Source organism: Porticoccus sp., from assembly GCF_041592135.1.
Taxonomy (GTDB): Bacteria; Pseudomonadota; Gammaproteobacteria; order Pseudomonadales; family Porticoccaceae; genus Porticoccus.
In genome coordinates, this window is sequence record NZ_JBFHQR010000028.1 from 1 (window position 1) to 21,208 (window position 21,208).

Genomic DNA, 21,208 nt, shown 5'->3' on the forward strand with positions numbered 1-21,208 from the left:
AAGCGTTGCAGGAAAGCTATCCCGAAGCGGATTTGTACCTGGATCTGAGTGAATTGCGCGGTTATCACTATCACACCGGTATTGTTTTTGCCGCCTATGCCCAGGGGGTGGGGCAGGCCATTGGCAATGGTGGTCGTTATGATCACGTGGGTGAGGAGTTCGGACGCTCCCGTCCCGCCACCGGTTTTAATATGAGCTTGCAGGCTCTGGCGCAGCTCTCCAATGGTCAGCAGATCGCCGCGGGTATTTTCGCTCCGGTGGTGGAGAACAGTGCTCAGCGTCAGGTGATCGCCGAGCTGCGAGCCGCCGGTGAGCGAGTGGTTTGTGGCTTCCCGGGCCAGCAACCTGACTATGAAGAATTACACTGTGACCGTCAGTTGTTGTTGCTTGACGGCACCTATCAAATCAAACCTGTTTAATCATTTTCTTTCAGGGCTAGAGAATACACATGGGTAAGAATGTCGTGGTGCTCGGCACCCAGTGGGGTGACGAAGGCAAGGGCAAGATCGTTGACCTGCTCACTGATCAGGCTTCCGTCGTGGCGCGCTTTCAGGGTGGTCACAATGCGGGTCACACCCTCGTTATCGAGGGCAAGAAGACGGTATTGCACCTGATCCCCTCGGGGGTGCTGCGTGCGAATGTCACCTGCCTGATCGGCAACGGCGTGGTACTGTCCCCCGAAGCCCTGCTGCACGAGATTGCGGAGCTGGAAGACAAGGGTGTGCCAGTGCGCGAGCGCCTGCGCCTGTCTCCGGCCTGTCCGCTGATCCTGCCCATCCACATTGCCCTCGACCAGGCCCGCGAGCGCGCCCGCGGCAGTGCCAAAATCGGCACCACTGGCCGCGGCATCGGTCCGGCCTATGAAGACAAGGTCGCGCGCCGCGGATTGCGCCTCGGCGACATGTTCGACCGCGAGCGCTTTGCCGCCAAATTGAAGGAGTTGATGGACTACCACAACTTCATGTTGAGCCAGTACTACCGGGAAGAGGCGGTCAGTTACGAGGACACCCTGGCCCTGACCGAGCAGTGGGCGGTTGAACTCGCGCCCATGGTGGGGGACGTCATCGGCCTGTTGCATACCGCCCGCGAGCAGGGCCAGAACATCATGTTCGAAGGTGCCCAGGGATCGCTGCTGGATATCGATCACGGCACCTATCCCTTTGTCACCTCCTCCAACACCACCGCCGGCGGTACCGCCACGGGCAGTGGTTTCGGTCCCCTCTACCTGGACTACGTGCTGGGGATTACCAAGGCCTACACCACCCGCGTCGGTTCAGGGCCTTTCCCCACCGAACTGTTTGATACCGTGGGCAAGTACCTGGGGGAAAAGGGTCACGAGTTCGGTGCCACCACTGGCCGCGAGCGGCGCTGTGGCTGGTTTGATGCGATGGCCCTGAAACAGGCGATTCGCATCAACTCGGTGTCCGGCCTCTGTCTCACCAAGCTGGATGTGCTCGACGGCCTCGAGACCATCAAGCTCTGCGTGGGGTACCGCGATGCCGAGGGCAATGAGGTGGCCACCCCCTGCCATGCGGATGACTATGAAAAACTGGTGCCGGTCTACGAGGAGATGCCGGGTTGGCAGGACTCCACCATCGGTGCCAAAGCCCTCGAAGACCTGCCGGCCAACGCCCGCGCCTATATCGCCAGGATTGAGGAGATTCTCGGCACCCCGGTGGATATCATCTCCACGGGTCCCGATCGGGTAGAGACCATCGTGCTGCGCCATCCGTTTGCCTGAGTAGCAGGGGCCAAATTAGCGCTGGCGGGGCAGATCGCCCCGGCGGCCATTGAGCCCTATCAAGTACAGGTGATTTAGTCGCGGCAAACAGTTTCCGCTTCAGGGATTCTCGATTAAGCTGAAAACAGTAGTTTGTTAAAGGACTCTGTTTATGCTGAATTCCGTGGAATTGAAAGATTACATGCTGCGCAACCCGGTCAAGGTCAATCAGGATGATGATCTGTTTGTGGCCATCGACCGCATCGTCACCAACAAGGTGTCCGGGGCCTGCGTAGTAGATGACGATAGCAACCTGGTGGGTGTACTGTCCGAAATCGATTGCCTGAAGGCCATTCTGACGGCGCGCTATAACCAGGAAACCAGCGTGGGTCCGGTGCGGGATGTGATGACCCGGGATGTCTACTGTGTGACCTCCAAGGCCGATATCGTCGACGTGGCCCAGGAAATGCTCAAACGCGGTTTTCGCCGCTGCCCGGTGGTTGAAAATGGCAAGTTGATCGGTCAGATTACCTGCCGTCAATTGCTGAACGGCGTACACAAATTCGCGCCTACCTCCAAGCGCACTGCCTGAAATCATCCTTCGCTAAAGGCCGTTGCTCAACGGCCTGTTTAGTAGGGTCCCCTATCCGTGCAGGTTCACCACTGGAATCAGGTTCTGGCGGCGCACCTGTCGTTTGCCGTACTGCATCAGCAGCAGATACCCCGTGGCCATGATGGCCAGCATGCCAGCCGTCCACATCAGTGACTGTTGCGGGTGGGCGCTGAAGCTGCCCAGCTGGAAGGTGGTCACCGCCGCCGAATAGGCCAGCAGGGTGTTCCAGGTGGCGGAGAAAAACGCCCAGGCACCGCCGGCCTCCTTGTAGATGGCCCCCAGTGTGGCGACACAGGGCATATACAGCAGTACGAAGAGTATGTAGCTGAATGCGGCGAGGGGTGTTGCAAACAGTTGCTGCATCAGGCTGATAGTGGTCAGCTGTACCTCTTGCGCCTGGGCGGAAGCCTGCTGGTCTTCCAGATCCCCTACGCTCAGCCCCAGTGGGTCCCCCCACATGTTATTGACTTCCGCCAGATTGGCCGGGATCGAGGCAAGCGCCTCGCCCAGCAGTGCCGTGATGGCGGGTGCGGCCTTATCCTGCGGACCATTTTCCGCGCGTGCCATGTCCGAATAGAGTGCGTCGAGGGTCCCCACCACCACTTCCTTGGCAAAAATACCGCTGAAAATACCGACCGTGGCGGGCCAGTTTTCCTCTTTGACACCCATGGGCGCAAAGATCGGGGTGATGGACTTGCCGATAGCCGACAGCAGCGAGCGCTCGGTGTTCTGGTTGTTGTAACTGCCGTCGGTGCCGATGGAATTGACGAAATTGAGAATAATCACCACCGCGACGATGGCCTTGCCGGCCCGCAGCATGAAGCCGCGCAAACGGTGCCAGCTGTGAATCAGCAGTCCGCGCAGGGTGGGGATATGGTAATTGGGCAATTCCATGATGAACGGGGCGATATCCCGGCTGAGCATTTTGCGCCGTACCAGCATGCCGGTGAGCACCGCCAGGACAATGCCAATCACATAGAGGCCAAACACCACGTTTTGACCGTTGTGGGTAAAGAAGGCGGCGGCAAACAGGGTGTAGACGGTAAGCCTGGCACCACAGGACATGAATGGCGCCATCAGGGTGGTGAGCAAGCGGTCCTGGTGGGTGTCGAGGGCGCGGCTGGCCATCACCGACGGCACGTTGCAGCCAAAACCCACCACCAGGGGAACAAAGGATTTGCCCGGCAGGCCGATGCTGCGCATCAGCCGGTCGAGGATAAAGGCCGCGCGGGCCATGTATCCGGAGTCTTCAAGAAAGGTCTGGAACAGGAACAGGGTGCCAATCACCGGCACAAAGCTGGCGACCAGCTGAATCCCGCCGCCGGCACCATCGGCAATCAGGGTCGTCAGCCACTGCGGGCAGTGAATCGCGGTGAGCAGTTGCCGGGGTAGTTCGACAAACAGGGCGCCGGCGGTCAGATCAAAAAAGTCGATGAAGGCGCCGCCGAAGTTGATGGTCACCATGAACATCAGGTACATCACCCCGAGGAAGGCGGGGAAGGCCAAAAAGCGGTTCAGCAACACGGCATCCAGGTAATCGGAAATGGACTTGCGCTGGATGGTTTCGTAGTGAATGGCGCTGGCAATGGAGCGGTTGATCCACTGGTAGCGTTCGGTGATCAGGGCGTCGGAAGCACTGCTGTGCAGATCGGCTTCGAGTTGGTCCACTTCCCTCAGCATCTGCTGCTGCAGTTGTTCACCAAACAGCTGCAATACCGACGCGTCGCGTTCAAGTATCGCGGTGGCTTCCAGCCGGGAGGGATTGGGCTGCTGTTGCGACATCAGAGCCAGAATGCGCAGGCTCGCCTGTTCCAGGGGCTCGGAGATGGTGATCGGTCGGGTGGTTTTCGGTGCCTTGTGCAGCTGGTGATCGACCACATCAATCAGTGTGCCGACCCCTTCGCCCCGGCTGGCCACCAGTGCGACCACGGGGAAGCCCAGTTTGCGCGACAACTCGTAGGGATCGATGTGAATGCCGTTCTGGTCCGCCACATCCATCATGTTCAGGGCGATCACCAGCGGTGCGCCGGCGTCCATCAGCTGGGTGGTGAGATAGAGGCCGCGCTCCAGGCTGGAGGCGTCAATAATATTGATAATCAGGTCGGCGGACTTTTCCAGCACAAAGCGCTGGGCGATCTGTTGATCGATGGAATCTTCCTGACAGGAAATGTGCAGGGAATAGGTGCCGGGCAGGTCGACCACCTTGAACAGGGTGTCGGCGTGGCGAAACTGACCGGTTTTCTGTTCCACGGTGACCCCCGGCCAGTTGCCGACCTTTTGGTGGGTGCCGGTGAGGTCATTAAACAGGGTAGTTTTTCCACAGTTGGGGTTGCCCACCAGGGCAATGGTAAATTCCCGACTCATAGCTTTTCGACCTGCATGCCGGCGGCCTCCTGGCTGCGCAGACTGAGCCGGAATCCTCTCACCACGATGGCGATCGGATCGCCCAGCGGGGCGCGGTGCTGAACCTTGAAGGTCGTGCCGGGGGTCAGGCCGAGACTCATCAGCCGGTTGCGGTAGGCTTCCGGAACCTCGCTAAAGCCCTGTACTCGGGCAGAGTCTCCTGTCTGAAGCTGGTCAAATTGCATACAGTTGGTTTCCCGCGGGTGCTGTCGTTATCGCTGGTTGTTCTTCAAATGATAATGATTATCGATTATAGAAAGAAAAGAGGCAATAGCAAAGACCTTTCAATTTGTAGGCATTTATCATACAAAATGGTTGCCACTGCCATGATTTGTCTCAATTGCAGGGCGGCAGGCAGTGATAGTTGACTGCGGAATGGCGGATGCCGGGGGTGGGTCAGCTAAACTGTTAGGTAGGATCAAAGTGGGGGGATGGAATGTATAAGCTGGTGTTTTATGTGCCTGTAGACCACCTGGAAGCAGTGAAAGGCGCCGTGTTTGCTGCGGGGGCGGGACGCATTGGCCACTACGAGCATTGCTGTTGGCAGGTGCTGGGTAGCGGGCAGTTCCGGCCCCTGGAAGGCAGCAGCCCGTTTCTCGGCAAGCGGGGTGAAATAACGGGGGTGGAAGAATTCCGGGTGGAGTTGGTGTGTGCGGACGAGCTGATTGCCGGGGCGGTCAGCGCGCTGCTGGCTGCCCACCCCTACGAGGAGCCGGCCTACGATGTCTGGCCGTTGGCGGATATCCCGCTGTAGCTGGGTCTGGTGGTAGCTGTTCAGCGCAGTCGGCGGCTGACGGTCGCACTGCGAACACCAGATGATGTCGCTTGTCGATCGGCAAAATAATGTTCCAGGGCCAGGGTGATCACCGGAAAGGCCAGCGCCTCCCAGGGAACTTCCCGCTCCTGGAACAGCTCTACCTCAAGGGATTCGTCCCCGGCACGGAAGTCGTCGTTGCTCAGTGGCCCCTGGTAGAACACATAAACCTGGCTGATATGGGGGATATCGTAAATGCCACACAGGGATGGGGTGTTCAGCTGTGCTCCCGCCTCTTCGTGGCATTCCCGCAGTGCGCCCTGCAGGATGGTTTCGCCATTCTCCAGAAAGCCGGCGGGCAGCGTCCAGTAGCCGCGACGCGGTTCAATGGCGCGTTTGCACAGCAGTACCCGGTCGCCGGAGGTGGGGATACAGCCGGCGATAATGCGGGGGTTCTGGTAGTGTATGGTGTCGCAATGGTCGCAGACATGGCGCTCCCGGTTATCCCCGTCGGGGACCCGGTAGTGGGTAGGTTTGCCGCATTGGCTACAAAAATTCATGGCATATCAACACAATAACAAAAGCCTGCTGTGGCCAGAGTATAACGAAAGGGAAGATAACCGCGTCATGTTGAAGCAGATTACCGACAGTCTCAAATCCATTCCGGTGGATCGCATTCCGCCTCTCGGCAAAGAGGGTGTGGATGCAGCCATCCTTATTCCGGTCACCAGGGAGGCCGGTGACCCCAAGATCATTCTTACCAAGCGGGCCGAACACCTCAATTCCCACAGCGGTGAGGTGGCCTTTCCCGGCGGCAAGTGGGAACCCGGCGATGAGGATTTGTTGGCGACCGCGCTGCGGGAAACCTGCGAGGAAATCGCCCTGCACCCGGAGCAAGTAAGGGTGATTGCCGGCATGCCCGTCAATCGCACCCGCCACCTGTTGCGGGTCAAGCCCTATGTGGGCCTGATTGAGCCTCAACTGCCGCTGGTACCCAATCCGGAGGAGCTGGATGCGGTGTTCGAGGTGCCGGTGAGCTACTTCCTCGATCCGGCCAATCTCAGGGTGGAGCACTTCTCGGGTGAGGATTACAGCCTGGATATGCCCTGCTATATCTACGGGGGCTACCGGATCTGGGGATTTACCCTGGTGGTGCTGGTGGATTTCCTGAACCAGACCCTCAACGCGGGTATACGCCTTCGCTATCCCGACAGGGTCAATCTCAGGCCCCCGGCTTGAAGCGCCAGGCGATAGCGCCGATAATTCGCACCCCGCAAACCGCCGAGGCGACACTGAACATGGCTTTTACTCCGGGTACTATTACCTCTCCCTGCGTATCCATCTGTGCACTCGACAAGGATGACGTGTGCATCGGTTGTCACCGCACTGCCAAGGAAATCCGCGACTGGTTGCTGATGGATGACGACGAGCGCCTGGATGTCATCGTGAAAGCGGCGGAGCGGGGTCGCAAAAACAATCCCTTTGCCTGAGCGGGTGCGGTGTGCCGATGGCACACCCCGGCCCGGCTAATCAATCTTCCTCTTCATCGTCCTCATCGGCGGTTGTCCCGTTGCCGCCGGTGAGCATCCGCTTGACGCGCACTTTGGCCACCATCTTGTCGCTGAGTTCCAGGGTTTCAAAACGATAGCGACCAATGGAAAAACTGACATTGCCATCCGGGATGCTTTCCAGGTGCTCCAGAACCAAGCCGTTGATGGTTTTGGGGCCGTCGGTGGGCAGATCCCACAGGTTGGCCTTGTTGATATCGCGGATGGTTGCCGAGCCGTCGATGTCATACATGGTTTTGTCGAGGGCGACGATGTCCGCCTGTTCGTCTTCCGCCCGGTTGGTGGTGAAATCGCCGACGATTTCCTCCAGGATGTCCTCCATGGTGACCAGCCCTTCGATCTCGCCATACTCATCCACCACCAGGCCGATGCGGCGGCGCGCCTGCTGGAAATTCAGCAATTGCTTGTTGAGCGGGGTGTTTTCCGGCACAAAATAGGGCTCGCGGGTGAAGCGCTTGATGGCTTCCTTGGTCAGGCCGTCGCTGCCGTTGCGCAGCAGCCGGGCGACGGTTTTCATGTGAATGAACCCCTCCACACGGCTGATATCGCCGCAGTAGACGGGCAGGCGGGTATAACTGCTGCCGATGGCGGTGGCCAGCAGGTCCTCCATGTCATCTTCCAGGTTGAGGCCGACAATATCGTTGCGCGGCACCATGATGTCGTTGACGGTCACGGTTTCCAGGTCGAGGATATTGATCAGCATGTCCTGGTGTTCGGGAATGTTGCGACTGGAAATATCCACCACCGTGCGGATTTCCTCCTTGCTGAGACTGACGTCCATCACCTTGTCCGGGTTGACGCCGAACAGGCGCAGCAGACCATTCGACAGGTGATTGACCAGCCAGACCATGGGGTAAAACAGGATCAGCAGCGGTCTCAGGATATGGCTGCTCTTAAAGGCAATGCCTTCCGGGTGCAGTGCGGCCAGTGTCTTGGGGGTGACTTCAGAGAAAATCAGCACGGCCAGGGTGAGCAGTACCGTCGCAATGGCGATGCCTTTGTCGCCGTAGAGGCGCAGGGCGACCACCGTGGCAATGGCCGAGGCCAGGATATTCACCATGTTGTTGCCGATCAGGATGATGCCGATCAGGCGGTCGGGGCGTTTCAGCAGGCGATAGGCCTTGCGGGCGCCGCTGTACCGTTTGCGCAGGTGCTTCAACCGGTAGCGGTTGAGCGACATCATGGCCGTTTCCGAGCCGGAAAAGAACGCGGAGAGTAGCAACAGGCCGCCGAGAATACTAAATAGCAGCCAGAGTGGGGCGTCATCCAAGGGAGGAAAGACCTCGTGCTTGAGCAGGGCGTCCAATGGTGAAGAAGTTTGCCGTAATTGGCAACCATTCTGTGACGGGGCGCCGACCTCTGAATGTAGTGCCCAGCGGGGTTTTCAGGGTTGTGTCGGGGATCCCGGTCAGGACAGCACCACTTCAATCACGAACTTGCTGCCCCAGTAGGCCAGCACCATGGCGCTGAAGCCAATCAGGGTCCAGCGAATCGCCGTGTTGCCGCGCCAGCCCCGGACGTGGCGGCCCCACAACAGGATGGCGTAAAACAGCCAGGAGCACAGGGAGAAGACCGTTTTGTGCACCAGGTGCTGGGCGAAGAAATCCTCAAAGAACAGGAAGCCGGTGACCAGCGACAGGGTCAGCAGGGTAAACCCGGCCCAGAGTACCTCAAACAGCAGCGCTTCCATGGTTTGCAGCGGGGGGGCGACCTGCAGCCAGTTGCCCAGTCGTTTGTGGCGCAGGCGCCAGTTTTGCAGGGCCAGCAGGGCTGCCTGCACCGCAGCGATACTCATCAGGCTGTAGGCGAGGATGGAAATAAAGATGTGGATGCCAATAGGCGCTGACACCGCTTGCCAGGGAACGCCGGTGCTGCCCACCAGCACAGTGGTGGCGAGAATGATGGCGGCCAGCGGGAACAGCAGCAAAAACAGGTTGTGCACCGGTTTGCGGAAGCTGCTGATCAACACGATCAGGTTGATGGTGAAGCTGATCGCGGTACTCATCGGGAACAGGCCAAAATCCAGACCGTGGTCGGTGAAAACCCAAACCATACTGACGTAGCCGTGCAGCCCGATTGCCAGGGCGGAGACCAGTCGCAGCGGCATGAGGCGCAGGTTCGGGTGCTGGCGAAGCTGCAACACCTGGAACAGGGTCGCGCAGAGATAGACAGCGATGGCGGCGGTGGCGATAAACATAAAGGTGGTTGTCATCCTCGGTGGCCCGAAAGTGTGTCACAGATAGTGGGTAGCGAAAAGAGTCCATCCCCAACCCGGCCACCTTTCGGGTATACTCTGCCCCCCTAGTTAGAGAAGCTGTCGAAAGAATTGCCATGGCGATGTTTGAAAATCTCAGTGACCGTTTGTCTGCCAGCCTGAAGAAAATTTCCGGCAAGGCCAGTCTGACCGAAGACAACATCCAGGAAACCCTGCGCGAAGTGCGCATGGCGCTGCTGGAGGCCGATGTGGCCCTGCCGGTGGTGAAAACCTTTGTGGACGGCGTCAAGCAGCGGGCACTGGGGCAGGAAGTCAGTTCCAGTCTCAATCCCGGCCAGCAGTTCCTGAAAATTGTCCAGACTGAGCTGGAGCATGTCATGGGCGACAGCAACGAGGAACTCAACCTCGCTGCCCAACCCCCCGCCGTGGTGCTGATGGCCGGTTTACAGGGGGCGGGTAAAACCACCTCCGTGGCCAAACTGGCGAAGTACCTGAAAGAGCGGCAGAAGAAGAAAGTCATGGTGGTCAGCGCCGACGTCTACCGTCCCGCCGCCATCAAACAGCTGGAAACCCTGGCCGCTGAGGTGGAGGCCGAATACTTCCCCAGTTCCGCCGACCAGAAGCCGGTGGACATCGTGCGCAATGCGGTGCAGGCCGCCAAAACCAAGTTTGTCGACGTGTTGCTGGTGGACACCGCCGGCCGTCTGCACATCGACGACGCCCTGATGGCGGAAATCCAGCAGTTGCACAAGGCCGTCAACCCGGTGGAAACCCTGTTCGTGATCGACGCCATGATCGGTCAGGACGCGGTGACCACGGCCCAGGCCTTTAATGAGGCGCTGCCGCTGACCGGTATCATCCTCACCAAGGTGGACGGCGACGCCCGCGGCGGTGCGGCGATGTCGGTGCGCCAGATAACCGGCAAGCCCATCAAGTTCCTCGGTGTGGGCGAGAAGACCGACGCCCTGGAGCCGTTCCACCCGGAGCGCATCGCGTCGCGCATTCTCGGTATGGGCGACGTGCTCTCCCTGATTGAGGAAGTGGAACAGAAAGTCGACCGGGAAAAGGCCGAAAGACTGGCCAAGAAAGTTGCCAAGGGCAAGGGTTTTGACCTGAATGACCTGCGCGACCAGTTGCAGCAGATGGAAAACCTCGGTGGCTTCTCCAGCCTGCTGGACAAATTGCCGGGTATGGGGAATATGTCCCAGATGGTGGAGCAGGCCAATATGGGCAAGCAGTTCGGCAAAATGGAGGCCATCATCAACTCAATGACCCCCGCCGAGCGCCGCAATCCGGACATCCTCAACGGTTCGCGCAAGCGGCGCATCACCCAGGGCTCCGGCACCAGTCTTCAGGATCTCAATCGCCTGCTCAAGCAACACAAGCAGATGGGCAAGATGATGAAGAAAATGAAGGGCAAGGGCATGCAGCAGATGATGCGCGGCATGGCTGGCAATATGCCCACCGGTCCAGGTGGTTTCCCCGGCGGTGGTATGCCGCCGGGCGGAATGATGCCGGGGGGCAAAAAATTTCCGTTCTAATACGGCCGCTGTGCAGCTAACCCCTTAATCTCGCAGTACTTTGCCGTGTAGGTGAAAGGGGCTTTTCAGGTATACACCGCGGCATGTTTTCGCTATAATCCCGCGCCTTTCAATGATGCTCGGCGTTTGTCGGGTATTGGCCATAGCCCAACGTCGGGCTTGGCAACCGGTAATTTGAAACTCAATACAGAAGAGAATTTTCATGGTAACCATTCGTTTGGCTCGTGGCGGCTCCAAAAAACGTCCGTTCTATCACATCAATGTCACTGACAGCCGTACTGCCCGTGAAGGCCACTACATCGAGCGCATTGGCTTTTTCAACCCGGTTGCTCGCGGCCAGGAAGAGCGTCTGCGCGTCGACGCTGAGCGCGTACAACACTGGGTTGGCCTGGGCGCTGGATTGTCCGCGCGCGTCAGCCAGCTGGTGAAAGAAGCCGCCAAGCAAGCCTGATCGATACCGCAGAACGGACGGCCTGAACGCGATGGATCCCGTTGATCCCGTCATTGTCGGGCGTATTACCAGCGTTCACGGCATCAAGGGTTGGGTAAAGGTGCATGCCTTTACCGAGCTGGAAGACAACCTTGTCAGCTACCGACCCTGGTGGTTAAAGAGCGCCGATGGCTGGCAACTGATTGAGTTTGATCAGCATCGCACCTCCGCCAAGGGCTTGATGATTCACCTGGTGGGTGTCGATGACCGCGACGAGGCACGGCAGTACTGCCAGCGGGATATCGCCGTCGAGAAGGCCATTTTGCCCGCCCTGGAGACCGGTGAATATTACTGGTACCAGTTGCAGGGGCTGTCGGTGGTCAACACCGAGGGTATCAGGCTCGGCAGGGTAGTCGCCTTGATGGAAACCGGTGCCAACGATGTGCTGGTGGTGCAAGGCGATGCCGACAGCCTGGATCAACAGGAGCGGCTGATCCCCTACGCGGAACAGTTTGTTTTGGGCGTCGATCTCGATACCCGGCAGATTGAGGTCGACTGGGACCCGGACTTCTGAGTGATTGACAGCGGAGCAGTGTGAATGGCGGCGAAAAAAATAGCCCTGGTCACCCTGTTTCCGGAAATGTTTGCCGCGTTGACTGAGTACGGTATCAGTGGTCGCGCGATCAAGCAGGGGTTGCTGGAGCTGGATTTCTTTAATCCCAGAACCTTTACCAGCGACCGCCACCAGACGGTGGACAGCCGGCCCTACGGTGGCGGCCCCGGTATGGTGATGATGGTTGAGCCGTTGCGACAGGCCATTGCGCGGGCCCGGCAGTGGATTGATGGCCCGGCCAAAGTGATCTATCTGTCCCCACAGGGGCGGGTGTTGAACCAGCCAGCGGTCAACAGCCTGGCAGCAGGTGGTGACCTGATTCTGTTGGCGGGGCGCTACGAAGGCATCGATGAACGGCTGATTGAGCTGGAAGTCGACGAGGAGTGGTCGATTGGAGACTATGTCCTCAGCGGTGGAGAGTTGCCCGCCATGGTGATGCTGGATGCATTGATCCGGCAACTGCCCGGTGCATTGGGCCACGAGGATTCCGCCGACCAGGATTCCTTTGCCGACGGGCTGCTGGATTGCCCGCACTACACCCGGCCGGAGCAGTACGACGAGTTAAGGGTGCCCGAGGTCTTACTGTCGGGCAACCACGAAAAAATACGGCAATGGCGGCTGATGCAGTCATTGCAAAGGACCCGGCAGCGACGTCCGGACCTGTTGGACAAGCTGGTGCTCAGTGACGAGCAGCGGCAAATACTGGACAGGATCGTCAAAGAGCCGGCAGATGAAAGCGACTGATTCGTTTTCCTCTCTGTGCGGCGCTACTCAAAAAGGTGGCATGCCACCAACTGACAAAAGCTGAGGAGCAAACCATGAGTAACAAAAACCCGATTGTTGCCGCGATTGAAGCGGAACAAATGACCAAAGAAATTCCGGCGTTTGCCCCGGGCGACACCGTTGTCGTTCAGGTAAAGGTAAAGGAAGGTAACCGCGAGCGTTTGCAGGCATTTGAAGGCGTGGTGATCGGCAAGCGCAACCGCGGCCTGAACTCCGCGTTCACCGTGCGCAAGATCTCCAACGGCGTCGGCGTAGAGCGCACCTTCCAGACCTACAGCCCGCTGGTTGACAGCGTCCAGCTGAAGCGTCGCGGCGACGTTCGCCAGGCCAAGCTGTACTACTTGCGCGAACTGTCCGGCAAGGCAGCCCGTATCAAGGAAAAACTCAACTGAGTTTTCTTTCGCGGAAGCAAAAAAAGGCGCCACAGGTTGGTGCCTTTTTTTATGCCTTTTTTATGGCCTGTGGCGGGCGCCCAATTGCCCGCTCAACTGCAGCCCGTTAGAGTAAGCCATGGCTAGCAATCCGGCAGATCAACAGCTTGTCGACACCTTTCTGGATGTCCTGTGGATGGAGAAAGGACTCGGCCAGAACACCCTCGACGCCTACCGCCGGGATCTGACGGCATTTGCCGCCTGGCTGGGGCAATCCGGCAGCTCACTCAGCAGGGCGAGCGGCAGCGATATCCAGCGTTATCTGGCCCACCGTTTCCAGCAGGGTATCTCGGCCCGTTCCGCCGCCCGTCAACTCTCCTGCCTGCGGGGCTTCTACCGCTACCTGCTGCGGGAAAACCGCATCCAGGGCGATCCCACGGCACTGGTGGAAAACCCCAAGCTGGGGCGGCCGTTGCCGAAAAGTTTGACCGAGGCGGACGTGGAGGCGCTGTTGGCCCAGTCGGACACCGCTGCAGTGCTGGGCTTGCGCGACCGCACCATGCTGGAAGTGCTCTACGCCACCGGCTTGCGGGTATCTGAACTGGTGGGACTGACCCTGCATCAGGCCAATCTGCGCCAGGGGGTGGTGCGGGTATTTGGCAAGGGTGGCAAGGAGCGACTGGTGCCCATGGGTGAAGAGGCGCTCAGTTGGCTGGCGCGCTATATCCGCGAGGCGCGCCCGCTGTTGCTCGGCGCGGTACAGAGCGACGTGATGTTTCCCAGCAACCGGGCCCGGCAGATGACCCGGCAGACCTTCTGGCACAGCATCAAACGCTATGCCAAAGGGGCGGGTATCGAAAAGCCGCTTTCCCCCCACACCCTGCGCCATGCATTTGCCACCCATCTGCTCAATCACGGCGCCGATCTGCGGGTGTTGCAATTGCTACTGGGGCACAGCGACCTCTCCACCACCCAGATTTACACCCATATCGCCAGCACCCGCATCAAATCCCTGCATGCACAACATCATCCCAGAGGTTGAGTGGAACCCCTGTTGTCCCCTAGACTCAAACCCCCTGTGGGGTGGCGGCGAGAAGATGTCCTTTTGCGGTCTGATACCCCGAAACGAGAAATGCCATGATGTTGAAAAAAATGATCGGTTGGCTATTGGTGCTGCTGCTGGTGCCTGCCGTGAACGCCGCAGAAGTCCCCGCTGAGATCAGTGCCGCCATTATCGCCAAGCTGAAAGCCGCCCGCCCGGAAATGCAGTTCGGCAATGTCGAAACCTCGCCGATCAAAGGCCTCTACCTGGTGCGTATCAATGGCACCCAGTTTCTTTATGCCAGCGCCGATGGCGAGTACATCCTCGCCGGTGAAATGTACCAGGCCCGCCCCGGCATGTTCGTGCCGGTTCAGGATCTGGCCGCCGCCAAAATTCGCAAAGAACTGATGGATCAGGTGTCGGAGAAAGACATGATTATCTTCCCGGCGGTGGACCAGCGCCGCGCCGCCCTCTACGTGTTTACCGATGTGGACTGCGGCTACTGCCGCAAGCTGCACAAGGAAACGGTGCCCGAATTGACCCTGGCCGGTGTCGAAGTTCGCTATCTGGCCTTTCCCCGCGCCGGAGTTGGTTCGCCCTCCTATAAAAAAATCGCCTCCGCCTGGTGTGCGGATGATCGCCAGGCGGCGCTGACGGCACTGAAAAACAACAAAGCTGTGCCGGAGAATGTCTGCGACGGCAATCCGGTCGCCGCCCAGTTCGAACTGGGACACAAAGTGGGCGTCAACGGCACCCCGGCGCTGGTGCTGGAAGACGGCACCCTGCTGCCGGGTTATCGCCCGGCAGCGGAGCTGCTGAAAATGATGGGGTTGAACTAACCCCATTTCAGCTGTTTCTGCCCCGCCGTCCCCCCTCCAGATTGACACCGGAGTTGCTGCCCTTTAAGGTTGCCATCCCTTTGTTATGTCAACCAGATTTCCCCGTTGTGCCCGCAGGGATTGCCGGTGTTTTGCTGCCCGGAGAGCGGCAAACAGCACAATAATGATTCGGCTGTCATAGGTATCATTCAATAAACCGGTTTAACCAAGGCGAATACGTTGAACGTTGTAAAAATCGGCCTCTGTGGCCTGGGAACGGTGGGCAGTGGCACCGTGAATGTCCTGCAGCGCAATGCTCAAGTGATCAATGCGCGGGCAGGTTGTGCCATTGAAATTGCCCAGGTGGGCGCGCGCCGTGCGAACCCGGCCTGCGACCTCGGCGATATTCCCGTCACCCGCGATATTTTTGAAGTCGCGGCGAACCCGGACATCGACCTCCTGGTGGAGCTGATCGGCGGCACCACCGTGGCCCGGGATCTGGTGCTGAAGGCGATTGAAAACGGCAAGCACGTGGTCACCGCCAACAAGGCGCTGATCGCCGAGCACGGCAACGAGATTTTTGCTGCCGCCAAGGCCAGGGGCGTCACGGTGGCCTTTGAAGCCTCGGTGGCCGGCGGTATCCCCATTATCAAGGCGATCCGCGAAGGCCTTTCCGCCAACCGCATCCAGTGGCTGGCCGGCATCATCAACGGCACCGGCAACTTTATCCTCACCGAGATGCGCGACAAGGGCCGCGCCTTTGAGGACGTGCTGCTGGAAGCCCAGCAGAAGGGCTACGCCGAAGCCGATCCCACCTTCGATGTGGAGGGCATCGACGCCGCCCACAAACTGGTGATCCTGGCCTCGCTGGCCTTTGGTATTCCGCTGCAGTTCGACAAGGTCTTTACCGAGGGTATCAGCAAGCTGGAGTCCCAGGACGTGGCCTACGCCCAGCAGCTCGGCTACCAGATCAAGCACCTGGGCATCGCCCGCCGCAACAACGGCGGCATCGAACTGCGGGTGCACCCCACCCTGATTCCCCGCAAGCGGCTGATCGCCAATGTCGACGGGGTGATGAACGCGGTGCTGGTGAAGGGCGATGCTGCCGGCCCGACCCTCTACTACGGCCCCGGTGCCGGTGCCGAGCCCACCGCCTCCGCGGTGATCGCCGACATTGTCGATCTGGCCCGCACCCTCACCGCCGATCCCGGACACCGGGTGCCGCACCTGGGCTTCCAGCCGGAGCACCTGAACGACTTCGAAGTACTGCCGATCGACAAGGTGGAGACCGCCTATTACCTGCGCATCACCGCCCGGGACGTGCCCGGCGTGCTGTCGAAAATCACCCTGATCCTCAGTGAAGCGAATATCGGCATCGAGGCGGTGATCCAGCACGAAGGGGAAGAGGGCGAGGAATATGTGCCGCTGATCATCATGACCGACCGCGCCATCGAGCAGAAGCTCGATGAAGCGGTGGACAAGATCCAGTCCCTGTCCACCACCAAGGGCGACGTGGTGCGCATCCGGGTTGAGTCGTTGGGATAAGCCATTGGGCTGACAGAATAAACAGGTAGCGAACGTGAAATACATCAGCACCCGCGGGCAGGCGCCCGCACTGAGTTTTGAAGATGCCGTACTGGCGGGGCTCGCCAGCGACGGCGGTCTCTATGTGCCGGAAACCCTGCCGCAGTTCTCCGCCGAGGAAATTGCCTCCTGGGCCGGGTTGTCCTACCAGGAGTTGGCGTTCAAGGTGATGGCGCCGTTTGTGGACGGCGAGATTCCCGACGACGACCTGCGCGATCTGATTGCCAGGACCTACAGCACCTTCCGCCACGACGCCATTGCGCCGCTGGTGCAGACCGCCCACAACGAATTCATTCTCGAACTGTTCCAGGGCCCGACCCTGGCGTTCAAGGACTTCGCCCTGCAATTCCTCGGCAACCTGCTGGACTACGTGCTGAAGCAGCGCGACCAGCGGGTGGTGATCATGGGCGCCACATCCGGCGACACCGGTTCCGCGGCCATCGAGGGCTGCCGCCACAGCGACAATGTCGACATCTTTATCCTCCACCCCCACAACCGGGTGTCCGAGGTACAGCGCCGCCAGATGACCACGGTGCTGGAGAACAACGTCTTCAACATCGCCCTGGAGGGCAACTTCGACGACTGCCAGAACATGGTCAAGGCCAGCTTCGGCGACCAGTCATTCCTGCCGGAAGGCCGCCAGCTGGTGGCGGTCAACTCCATCAACTGGGCGCGCATCATGGCCCAGATCGTCTACTACTTCTACGCCGGCCTGGCCCTGGGCGCGCCCCACCGCCCGGTGGCGTTCTCTGTGCCCACCGGCAACTTCGGCGATATCTTCGCCGGTTACCTGGCCAGCCGCATGGGCCTGCCGGTGGACCAACTGGTGATCGGCACCAACGCCAATGACATCCTGCACCGCTGCATCAGCGCCAACGACCACAGCCTGCACCAGCTGGTGCACAGCCTGTCGCCGTCCATGGATATCATGGTCTCCAGCAACTTTGAGCGCATGCTGTTCGACCTCTACGACCGCGACGGCGTCGCTATCGCCAAACTGATGGCAGACTTCAAGGACAGTGGCAACCTGAGCCTCAGCGACAGCGCCCTGACTCGCGCCCGGGAACTGTTCACCAGCTACCGGCTGGACGACGAGGCCATGATCCGCGTCATCGCCGAGGTCTGGGAGCACACCGAATACCTGCTCGACCCCCACACCGCCATCGGTGTGGCAGCGGCCCGCCAGACCCGCCGCCGCCGGGATATTCCCATGGTTTGTCTGGCCACCGCCCACCCGGCCAAATTCCCTGAAGCGGTGCGCAAGGCCGGTTACCCGCAGGACCCGCCGCTGCCCCACCACATGGCCGACCTGTTCCAGCGGGAAGAGCGCTACGCCGTGCAGCCGAAGGATATCGGCGCGGTGCAGCAGTTTATGAAAGACAATATTCGCCAGTAGGGGAGCGCCATGTCCGTCGAGCATTTGCTGGCAAAGCTGAAAACAGCGCCCGAATCCGTTTCCTTCACGGACTGCATTGCGGTGATCGACGCAAACTACCGCTTCGAGGAAACGGCGTTCAGCAATGGCGGCACGGAAAACGGGGTCGGCCAGAATAACGGTTCCTGCAAGATCCTTGCGTTTGCCCGCCTCAACGGGTTGAGCGAGCAGCAGACCCTGCACTGCTTTGGCGATTATTACCGGGTGGATGTGCTGGAAAATCCCGCCGGTGACGACCACCAGAACATCCGCAATTTCATCGCCCACGGCTGGCCGGGTGTCGCCTTTGCCGGCGAGGCGCTGGCGTTAAAATAAGCCTGCTGTTACTCGAATTTTTTCAGGTAGTGGTAGATGGCGATCTGTGAGCGGATCTTTTTCTTGTTGCCGCGCTTCACGTAAACATTGCTCTGCTCGGCGTCGATCACCCTGGCCTTGCAGCGGTCGGTAAACTGGATTTCCAGAATATCGATCACCTGTTTCTTCAATTTGGGGTCCAGAATGGGCACCCCCACCTCCAGCCGATAATCCAGGTTGCGGGTCATCCAGTCCGCCGACGAGATATACACCTCCGGGTTGCCGCCGTTGTGAAACACCAGGCAGCGGGGGTGTTCCAGGAAACGGTCGACAATGCTGATAATGGAGATGTTTTCCGACAGACCTTCAAGCCCCGGTTGCAGCGAGCACATGCCGCGCACGATCATGCGGATTTTCACCCCCGCCTGGCTCGCCTGGTAAAGCAGTTTGACAATGCTTTCATCCACCAGGTTGTTCAGTTTCAGCGTCATCGCCGCCGGCTTGCCCGCCCTGGCGGCGGTGATCTCCCGGTTGATCAATGACCGGATCTTCGCGCGATTATTGAGCGGCGAGACCTGCAGGTATTTGAAATCGTAATGCTTGAAGCTATTTTCAATAAAATTGAACACGTTGCGCACTTCGTTGCAGATTTCCGGGTGGGAGGTGAACAGCGAAAAGTCGGTATAGATTTCAGCGGTTTTTTCGTTGAAATTGCCGGTGCCGATATGGGCGTACAGCTTTTCCCCATCGGCAGAAATGCGGTTGATCAGGCACAGTTTCGAATGCACCTTTAAGCCGGGAATACCCAGCATCACCTTGATGCCCGCCTCGGATAATTTCTCGGATAAATCGAGGTTCTGCTTTTCGTCAAAGCGGGCTTTCAGTTCCACGTTGACCGTCACCTGCTTGCCGTTGCGGGCGGCATCCATCAGCGATTCCAATACCCGCGAGTCCTTGGCCACCCGGTAGATATTGATCTTGATGGAGGTGACCTTGGGGTCGAAGGCGGCCTGGCGCAGCAATTCCACGAAATAATTGAACTTGTGATAGGGGTAATAGAGCAGGATGTCCCCCTGGTCGAGGGCCCGGAAGGCATTGCTGGCGCGGTCGAACTTGCGTATCGACAGCGGCGGCAAGGGCTGGTTGGCCAGATACTTCTCCCCCGGGTTGGCAAAGCCGATAAAGTCCCTGAAATTGCGGTAGCGGCCGCCGGGAATAATGCTGTCGCCTTTGGTAAAGCCGAACTTGCTTTTCAGCATGTCCAGCATCTCGGCGGGCATCTCCCGGTCAAAGGTCAGCCTCACCGGGTTGGCCTGCAGGCGCTGTTTCAGCCCGATGGACATTTTTTCCACCAGGCTGCGATCAATATCGTCATCCAGGACATATTCCGCATCCCGGGAAAACTTCATCGACCAGGCATCCAGTTGGTCGTAATCAAAGAAGTCCGCCAGCACCAGGTCCAGGCAGTAGCGAATCGCCTCGTCGATGATCATGAAATAGCGGTGACGGTTTTTCTCGTCGTTGGGCAGGCGCAGGAAGCGGCTGCTGGTGTCGGGAACTTCCAGCAGGGCAAAGTTGACCTGTTCGCCCTTGCGGATTTCCACCACCAGGTAATTGGCCCCGTCCTGCAATACCCGTGAAAGGTCGATTTGCGGGGTGACCAGAATCGGCACGATGCGCGGCAGCACCTGTTCGCGAAAATGCCGCCTGACCCACTCCCCCTGTTTCGTCGACAGATCAGCCGGAATCAGGAAGTGAATGCGGCGTTTTTTTAACTCCTTGAGAATGGACTGAAAGGCGACATCAAACTGCTCGGATAGACGGGCGATGCCCTTGTTGATGTCGCGGAGCAACTGTTTGCTCTCCTTGGCCGTGCCGGCGACCTGCTCAATCAACACCTTGCGGCGCACATCCGCCACCCGCACCTTGAAGAATTCATCCTGGTTATTGGAGAAAATGCCGAGGAAGTGTACCCGGTCAATCACCGGGTTGTCCGCGTCCTGCGCCTCCTGTATCACCCGCTCATTGAATGCCAGCCAGCTCAATTCCTTTGGGAAATAGGGGTATTTTTTCATAAACTATCAAAGCGCTGCGGTGAGTTATCGCGGACAACAATACGCGTTTTTTGACACGCTTGTGTGACACTAATATGACAATAGGATAGGGCGGAGATCATGGCAAACATCACTGAAATTGAAGTCAAGGTGCTGGAGGTGGATCGGCCTTTTCTGGAACAAAAAATTCTGGCGCTGGGCGGCGAAAAGGAATTTGAAGCGGAATTTTCCGCCATCCTCTACGACGATGCAGACGGTTCCATTCGCGCGGCGGGCAATCTGCTGCGCCTGCGCAAGGAACAGGATGGGGTCAAACTCACCTTCAAGCAAACCCTCAGCACCGGTGTCGCCAAGATCATGGAGGAGCACGAAACCGCCGTCGCGGACTTCGAGGTGATGCGCACAATTCTGGCAGCACTGGGTTGCCGGGAGATGCTGGCATTGCGCAAAATGCGCGCGCAGTTTTCCCTCCATGGCCAGCACCTGGTGTTCGACAGGTATTTCGACGAGCTGGCGCATATTCCGGAATTTCTGGAAATCGAGGCCCACAGCGAAGCGGCGCTGCTGGAGCTGGTGGATGAATTGGGGATTGAGCGCGGCCGGGCGCTGCCCTGGAATACCCACGACCTGATGGTCCATTACCAGAAAAAATAATATTTTCTCGGTGATAAAATTTTCTTTCAGAACTTTTTATCGGTGAGTTTTATGGTCACTTTTCTTTGTGTGCCCATAGAAAGGGACGCAGATAGCTCCATTATCTCCGGGTAATTGTTTTATGTGACTTTTTTGCTCGTGCAAAAAAAGTCACCAAAAAAGCACGCTCCGCAGACCTGGCCCTGCGGGCTTCCCTCGCTGCGAGCACACCACGACGGGCCGGCTTGACGGGGCGTCCATGCCCCGGCAAGCCTGAATTGCACGTCCTGTGCAATTCTCCCTGTGTTGTTCTCTCGCTCGGCAGGTCTGAGGGGAA

At 58.9% G+C, this 21,208-nt stretch carries 23 protein-coding genes; 17 read left to right on the top strand and 6 right to left on the bottom strand.

The annotated features are described in order from the left end of the window. The 3 genes from ABY948_RS04575 to ABY948_RS04585 all read left to right on the top strand — a co-directional run. Positions 1-419: ATP phosphoribosyltransferase regulatory subunit (locus tag ABY948_RS04575; protein ID WP_461481331.1), on the top strand; the 419-nt coding region annotated here is incomplete at its 5' end. 29 nt (positions 420-448) lie between these two features. Continuing rightward, positions 449-1,741, top strand: coding sequence for an adenylosuccinate synthase (locus ABY948_RS04580; RefSeq protein ID WP_461481332.1), 1,293 nt, complete (start codon positions 449-451; stop codon positions 1,739-1,741). Between the two features lie 151 nt (positions 1,742-1,892). Further along, entirely contained in the window at positions 1,893-2,312 is a 420-nt protein-coding gene (locus tag ABY948_RS04585; protein WP_461481333.1) for a CBS domain-containing protein, read from the top strand. A 51-nt stretch (positions 2,313-2,363) separates the two neighbouring features. Here the strand turns inward: ABY948_RS04585 and feoB are convergent, their stop codons facing one another. Together feoB and ABY948_RS04595 are read right to left on the bottom strand one after the other, a co-directional pair. Further along, positions 2,364-4,697: a Fe(2+) transporter permease subunit FeoB gene (feoB, locus tag ABY948_RS04590; protein ID WP_461481334.1), complete on the bottom strand. Its 2,334-nt coding sequence runs from the start codon at positions 4,695-4,697 to the stop codon at positions 2,364-2,366. Beyond that, positions 4,694-4,921 (bottom strand): FeoA family protein, encoded by a 228-nt coding sequence (locus tag ABY948_RS04595; RefSeq protein ID WP_461481335.1) that lies wholly within the window; start codon positions 4,919-4,921, stop codon positions 4,694-4,696. Before ABY948_RS04595 ends, feoB begins: the two co-directional genes overlap by 4 nt. Positions 4,922-5,172: 251 nt before the next feature. On the opposite strand from ABY948_RS04595, the gene ABY948_RS04600 reads away from it, so the two are divergent. Continuing rightward, positions 5,173-5,490: an NGG1p interacting factor NIF3 gene (locus ABY948_RS04600; protein WP_461481336.1), complete on the top strand. Its 318-nt coding sequence runs from the start codon at positions 5,173-5,175 to the stop codon at positions 5,488-5,490. Positions 5,491-5,510: 20 nt separating this feature from the next. Here the strand turns inward: ABY948_RS04600 and ABY948_RS04605 are convergent, their stop codons facing one another. Continuing rightward, positions 5,511-6,050, bottom strand: a complete 540-nt coding sequence (locus ABY948_RS04605) for an NUDIX hydrolase (protein ID WP_461481337.1) — start codon at positions 6,048-6,050, stop codon at positions 5,511-5,513. A gap of 67 nt (positions 6,051-6,117) precedes the next feature. Between ABY948_RS04605 and ABY948_RS04610 the strand changes: the two genes are divergently transcribed. Beyond that, a complete protein-coding gene (locus ABY948_RS04610; protein ID WP_461481338.1) occupies positions 6,118-6,729 on the top strand; it encodes an NUDIX hydrolase in 612 nt (203 codons plus the stop codon). Between the two features lie 59 nt (positions 6,730-6,788). Continuing rightward, the gene (locus tag ABY948_RS04615) at positions 6,789-6,980 is read left to right on the top strand and encodes a DUF1289 domain-containing protein (protein ID WP_461481339.1); all 192 of its coding nucleotides are present in this window, start codon (positions 6,789-6,791) and stop codon (positions 6,978-6,980) included. Between the two features lie 40 nt (positions 6,981-7,020). On the opposite strand, the gene ABY948_RS04620 is transcribed toward ABY948_RS04615, so the two are convergent. Further along, on the bottom strand, positions 7,021-8,328 hold the full coding sequence (locus tag ABY948_RS04620) for an HlyC/CorC family transporter (protein ID WP_461481340.1): 1,308 nt from the start codon (positions 8,326-8,328) through the stop codon (positions 7,021-7,023). Between the two features lie 138 nt (positions 8,329-8,466). Next, on the bottom strand, positions 8,467-9,270 hold the full coding sequence (locus ABY948_RS04625; protein WP_461481341.1) for a cytochrome C assembly family protein: 804 nt from the start codon (positions 9,268-9,270) through the stop codon (positions 8,467-8,469). Between the two features lie 125 nt (positions 9,271-9,395). Here ABY948_RS04625 and ffh point away from each other — a divergent pair, with 125 nt between their 5' ends. The 10 genes from ffh (at position 9,396) to ABY948_RS04675 (ending at position 18,205) form a co-directional block, all read left to right on the top strand. Beyond that, complete coding sequence (ffh, locus tag ABY948_RS04630) at positions 9,396-10,814, top strand: signal recognition particle protein (RefSeq protein ID WP_461481353.1); 1,419 nt, start codon at positions 9,396-9,398, stop codon at positions 10,812-10,814. A 202-nt stretch (positions 10,815-11,016) separates the two neighbouring features. Next, complete coding sequence (gene rpsP / locus ABY948_RS04635) at positions 11,017-11,265, top strand: 30S ribosomal protein S16 (RefSeq protein ID WP_461481342.1); 249 nt, start codon at positions 11,017-11,019, stop codon at positions 11,263-11,265. 31 nt (positions 11,266-11,296) lie between these two features. Continuing rightward, entirely contained in the window at positions 11,297-11,818 is a 522-nt protein-coding gene (gene rimM / locus ABY948_RS04640; protein ID WP_461481343.1) for a ribosome maturation factor RimM, read from the top strand. A 24-nt stretch (positions 11,819-11,842) separates the two neighbouring features. Then, a complete protein-coding gene (gene trmD, locus ABY948_RS04645; RefSeq protein WP_461481344.1) occupies positions 11,843-12,601 on the top strand; it encodes a tRNA (guanosine(37)-N1)-methyltransferase TrmD in 759 nt (252 codons plus the stop codon). Between the two features lie 74 nt (positions 12,602-12,675). Then, positions 12,676-13,032 carry a 50S ribosomal protein L19 gene (rplS, locus tag ABY948_RS04650; RefSeq protein ID WP_461481345.1) on the top strand — a complete coding sequence of 119 codons (357 nt, stop codon included), beginning with the start codon at positions 12,676-12,678 and terminating at the stop codon, positions 13,030-13,032. Positions 13,033-13,150: 118 nt separating this feature from the next. Next, a complete protein-coding gene (gene xerD, locus ABY948_RS04655) occupies positions 13,151-14,053 on the top strand; it encodes a site-specific tyrosine recombinase XerD (RefSeq protein ID WP_461481346.1) in 903 nt (300 codons plus the stop codon). Positions 14,054-14,148: 95 nt separating this feature from the next. After that, a complete protein-coding gene (locus ABY948_RS04660; protein ID WP_461481347.1) occupies positions 14,149-14,892 on the top strand; it encodes a DsbC family protein in 744 nt (247 codons plus the stop codon). 219 nt (positions 14,893-15,111) lie between these two features. Beyond that, entirely contained in the window at positions 15,112-16,416 is a 1,305-nt protein-coding gene (locus ABY948_RS04665; RefSeq protein WP_461481348.1) for a homoserine dehydrogenase, read from the top strand. Between the two features lie 34 nt (positions 16,417-16,450). Further along, a complete protein-coding gene (gene thrC, locus ABY948_RS04670; protein WP_461481349.1) occupies positions 16,451-17,851 on the top strand; it encodes a threonine synthase in 1,401 nt (466 codons plus the stop codon). A gap of 9 nt (positions 17,852-17,860) precedes the next feature. Continuing rightward, on the top strand, positions 17,861-18,205 hold the full coding sequence (locus tag ABY948_RS04675; protein WP_461481350.1) for a HopJ type III effector protein: 345 nt from the start codon (positions 17,861-17,863) through the stop codon (positions 18,203-18,205). 8 nt (positions 18,206-18,213) lie between these two features. Here ABY948_RS04675 and ppk1 read toward each other — a convergent pair whose 3' ends face one another. Then, positions 18,214-20,259 carry a polyphosphate kinase 1 gene (gene ppk1, locus ABY948_RS04680; RefSeq protein WP_461481351.1) on the bottom strand — a complete coding sequence of 682 codons (2,046 nt, stop codon included), beginning with the start codon at positions 20,257-20,259 and terminating at the stop codon, positions 18,214-18,216. 99 nt (positions 20,260-20,358) lie between these two features. Between ppk1 and ABY948_RS04685 the strand changes: the two genes are divergently transcribed. After that, the gene (locus ABY948_RS04685; protein WP_461481352.1) at positions 20,359-20,892 is read left to right on the top strand and encodes a class IV adenylate cyclase; all 534 of its coding nucleotides are present in this window, start codon (positions 20,359-20,361) and stop codon (positions 20,890-20,892) included. Positions 20,893-21,208: the final 316 nt, after the last annotated feature.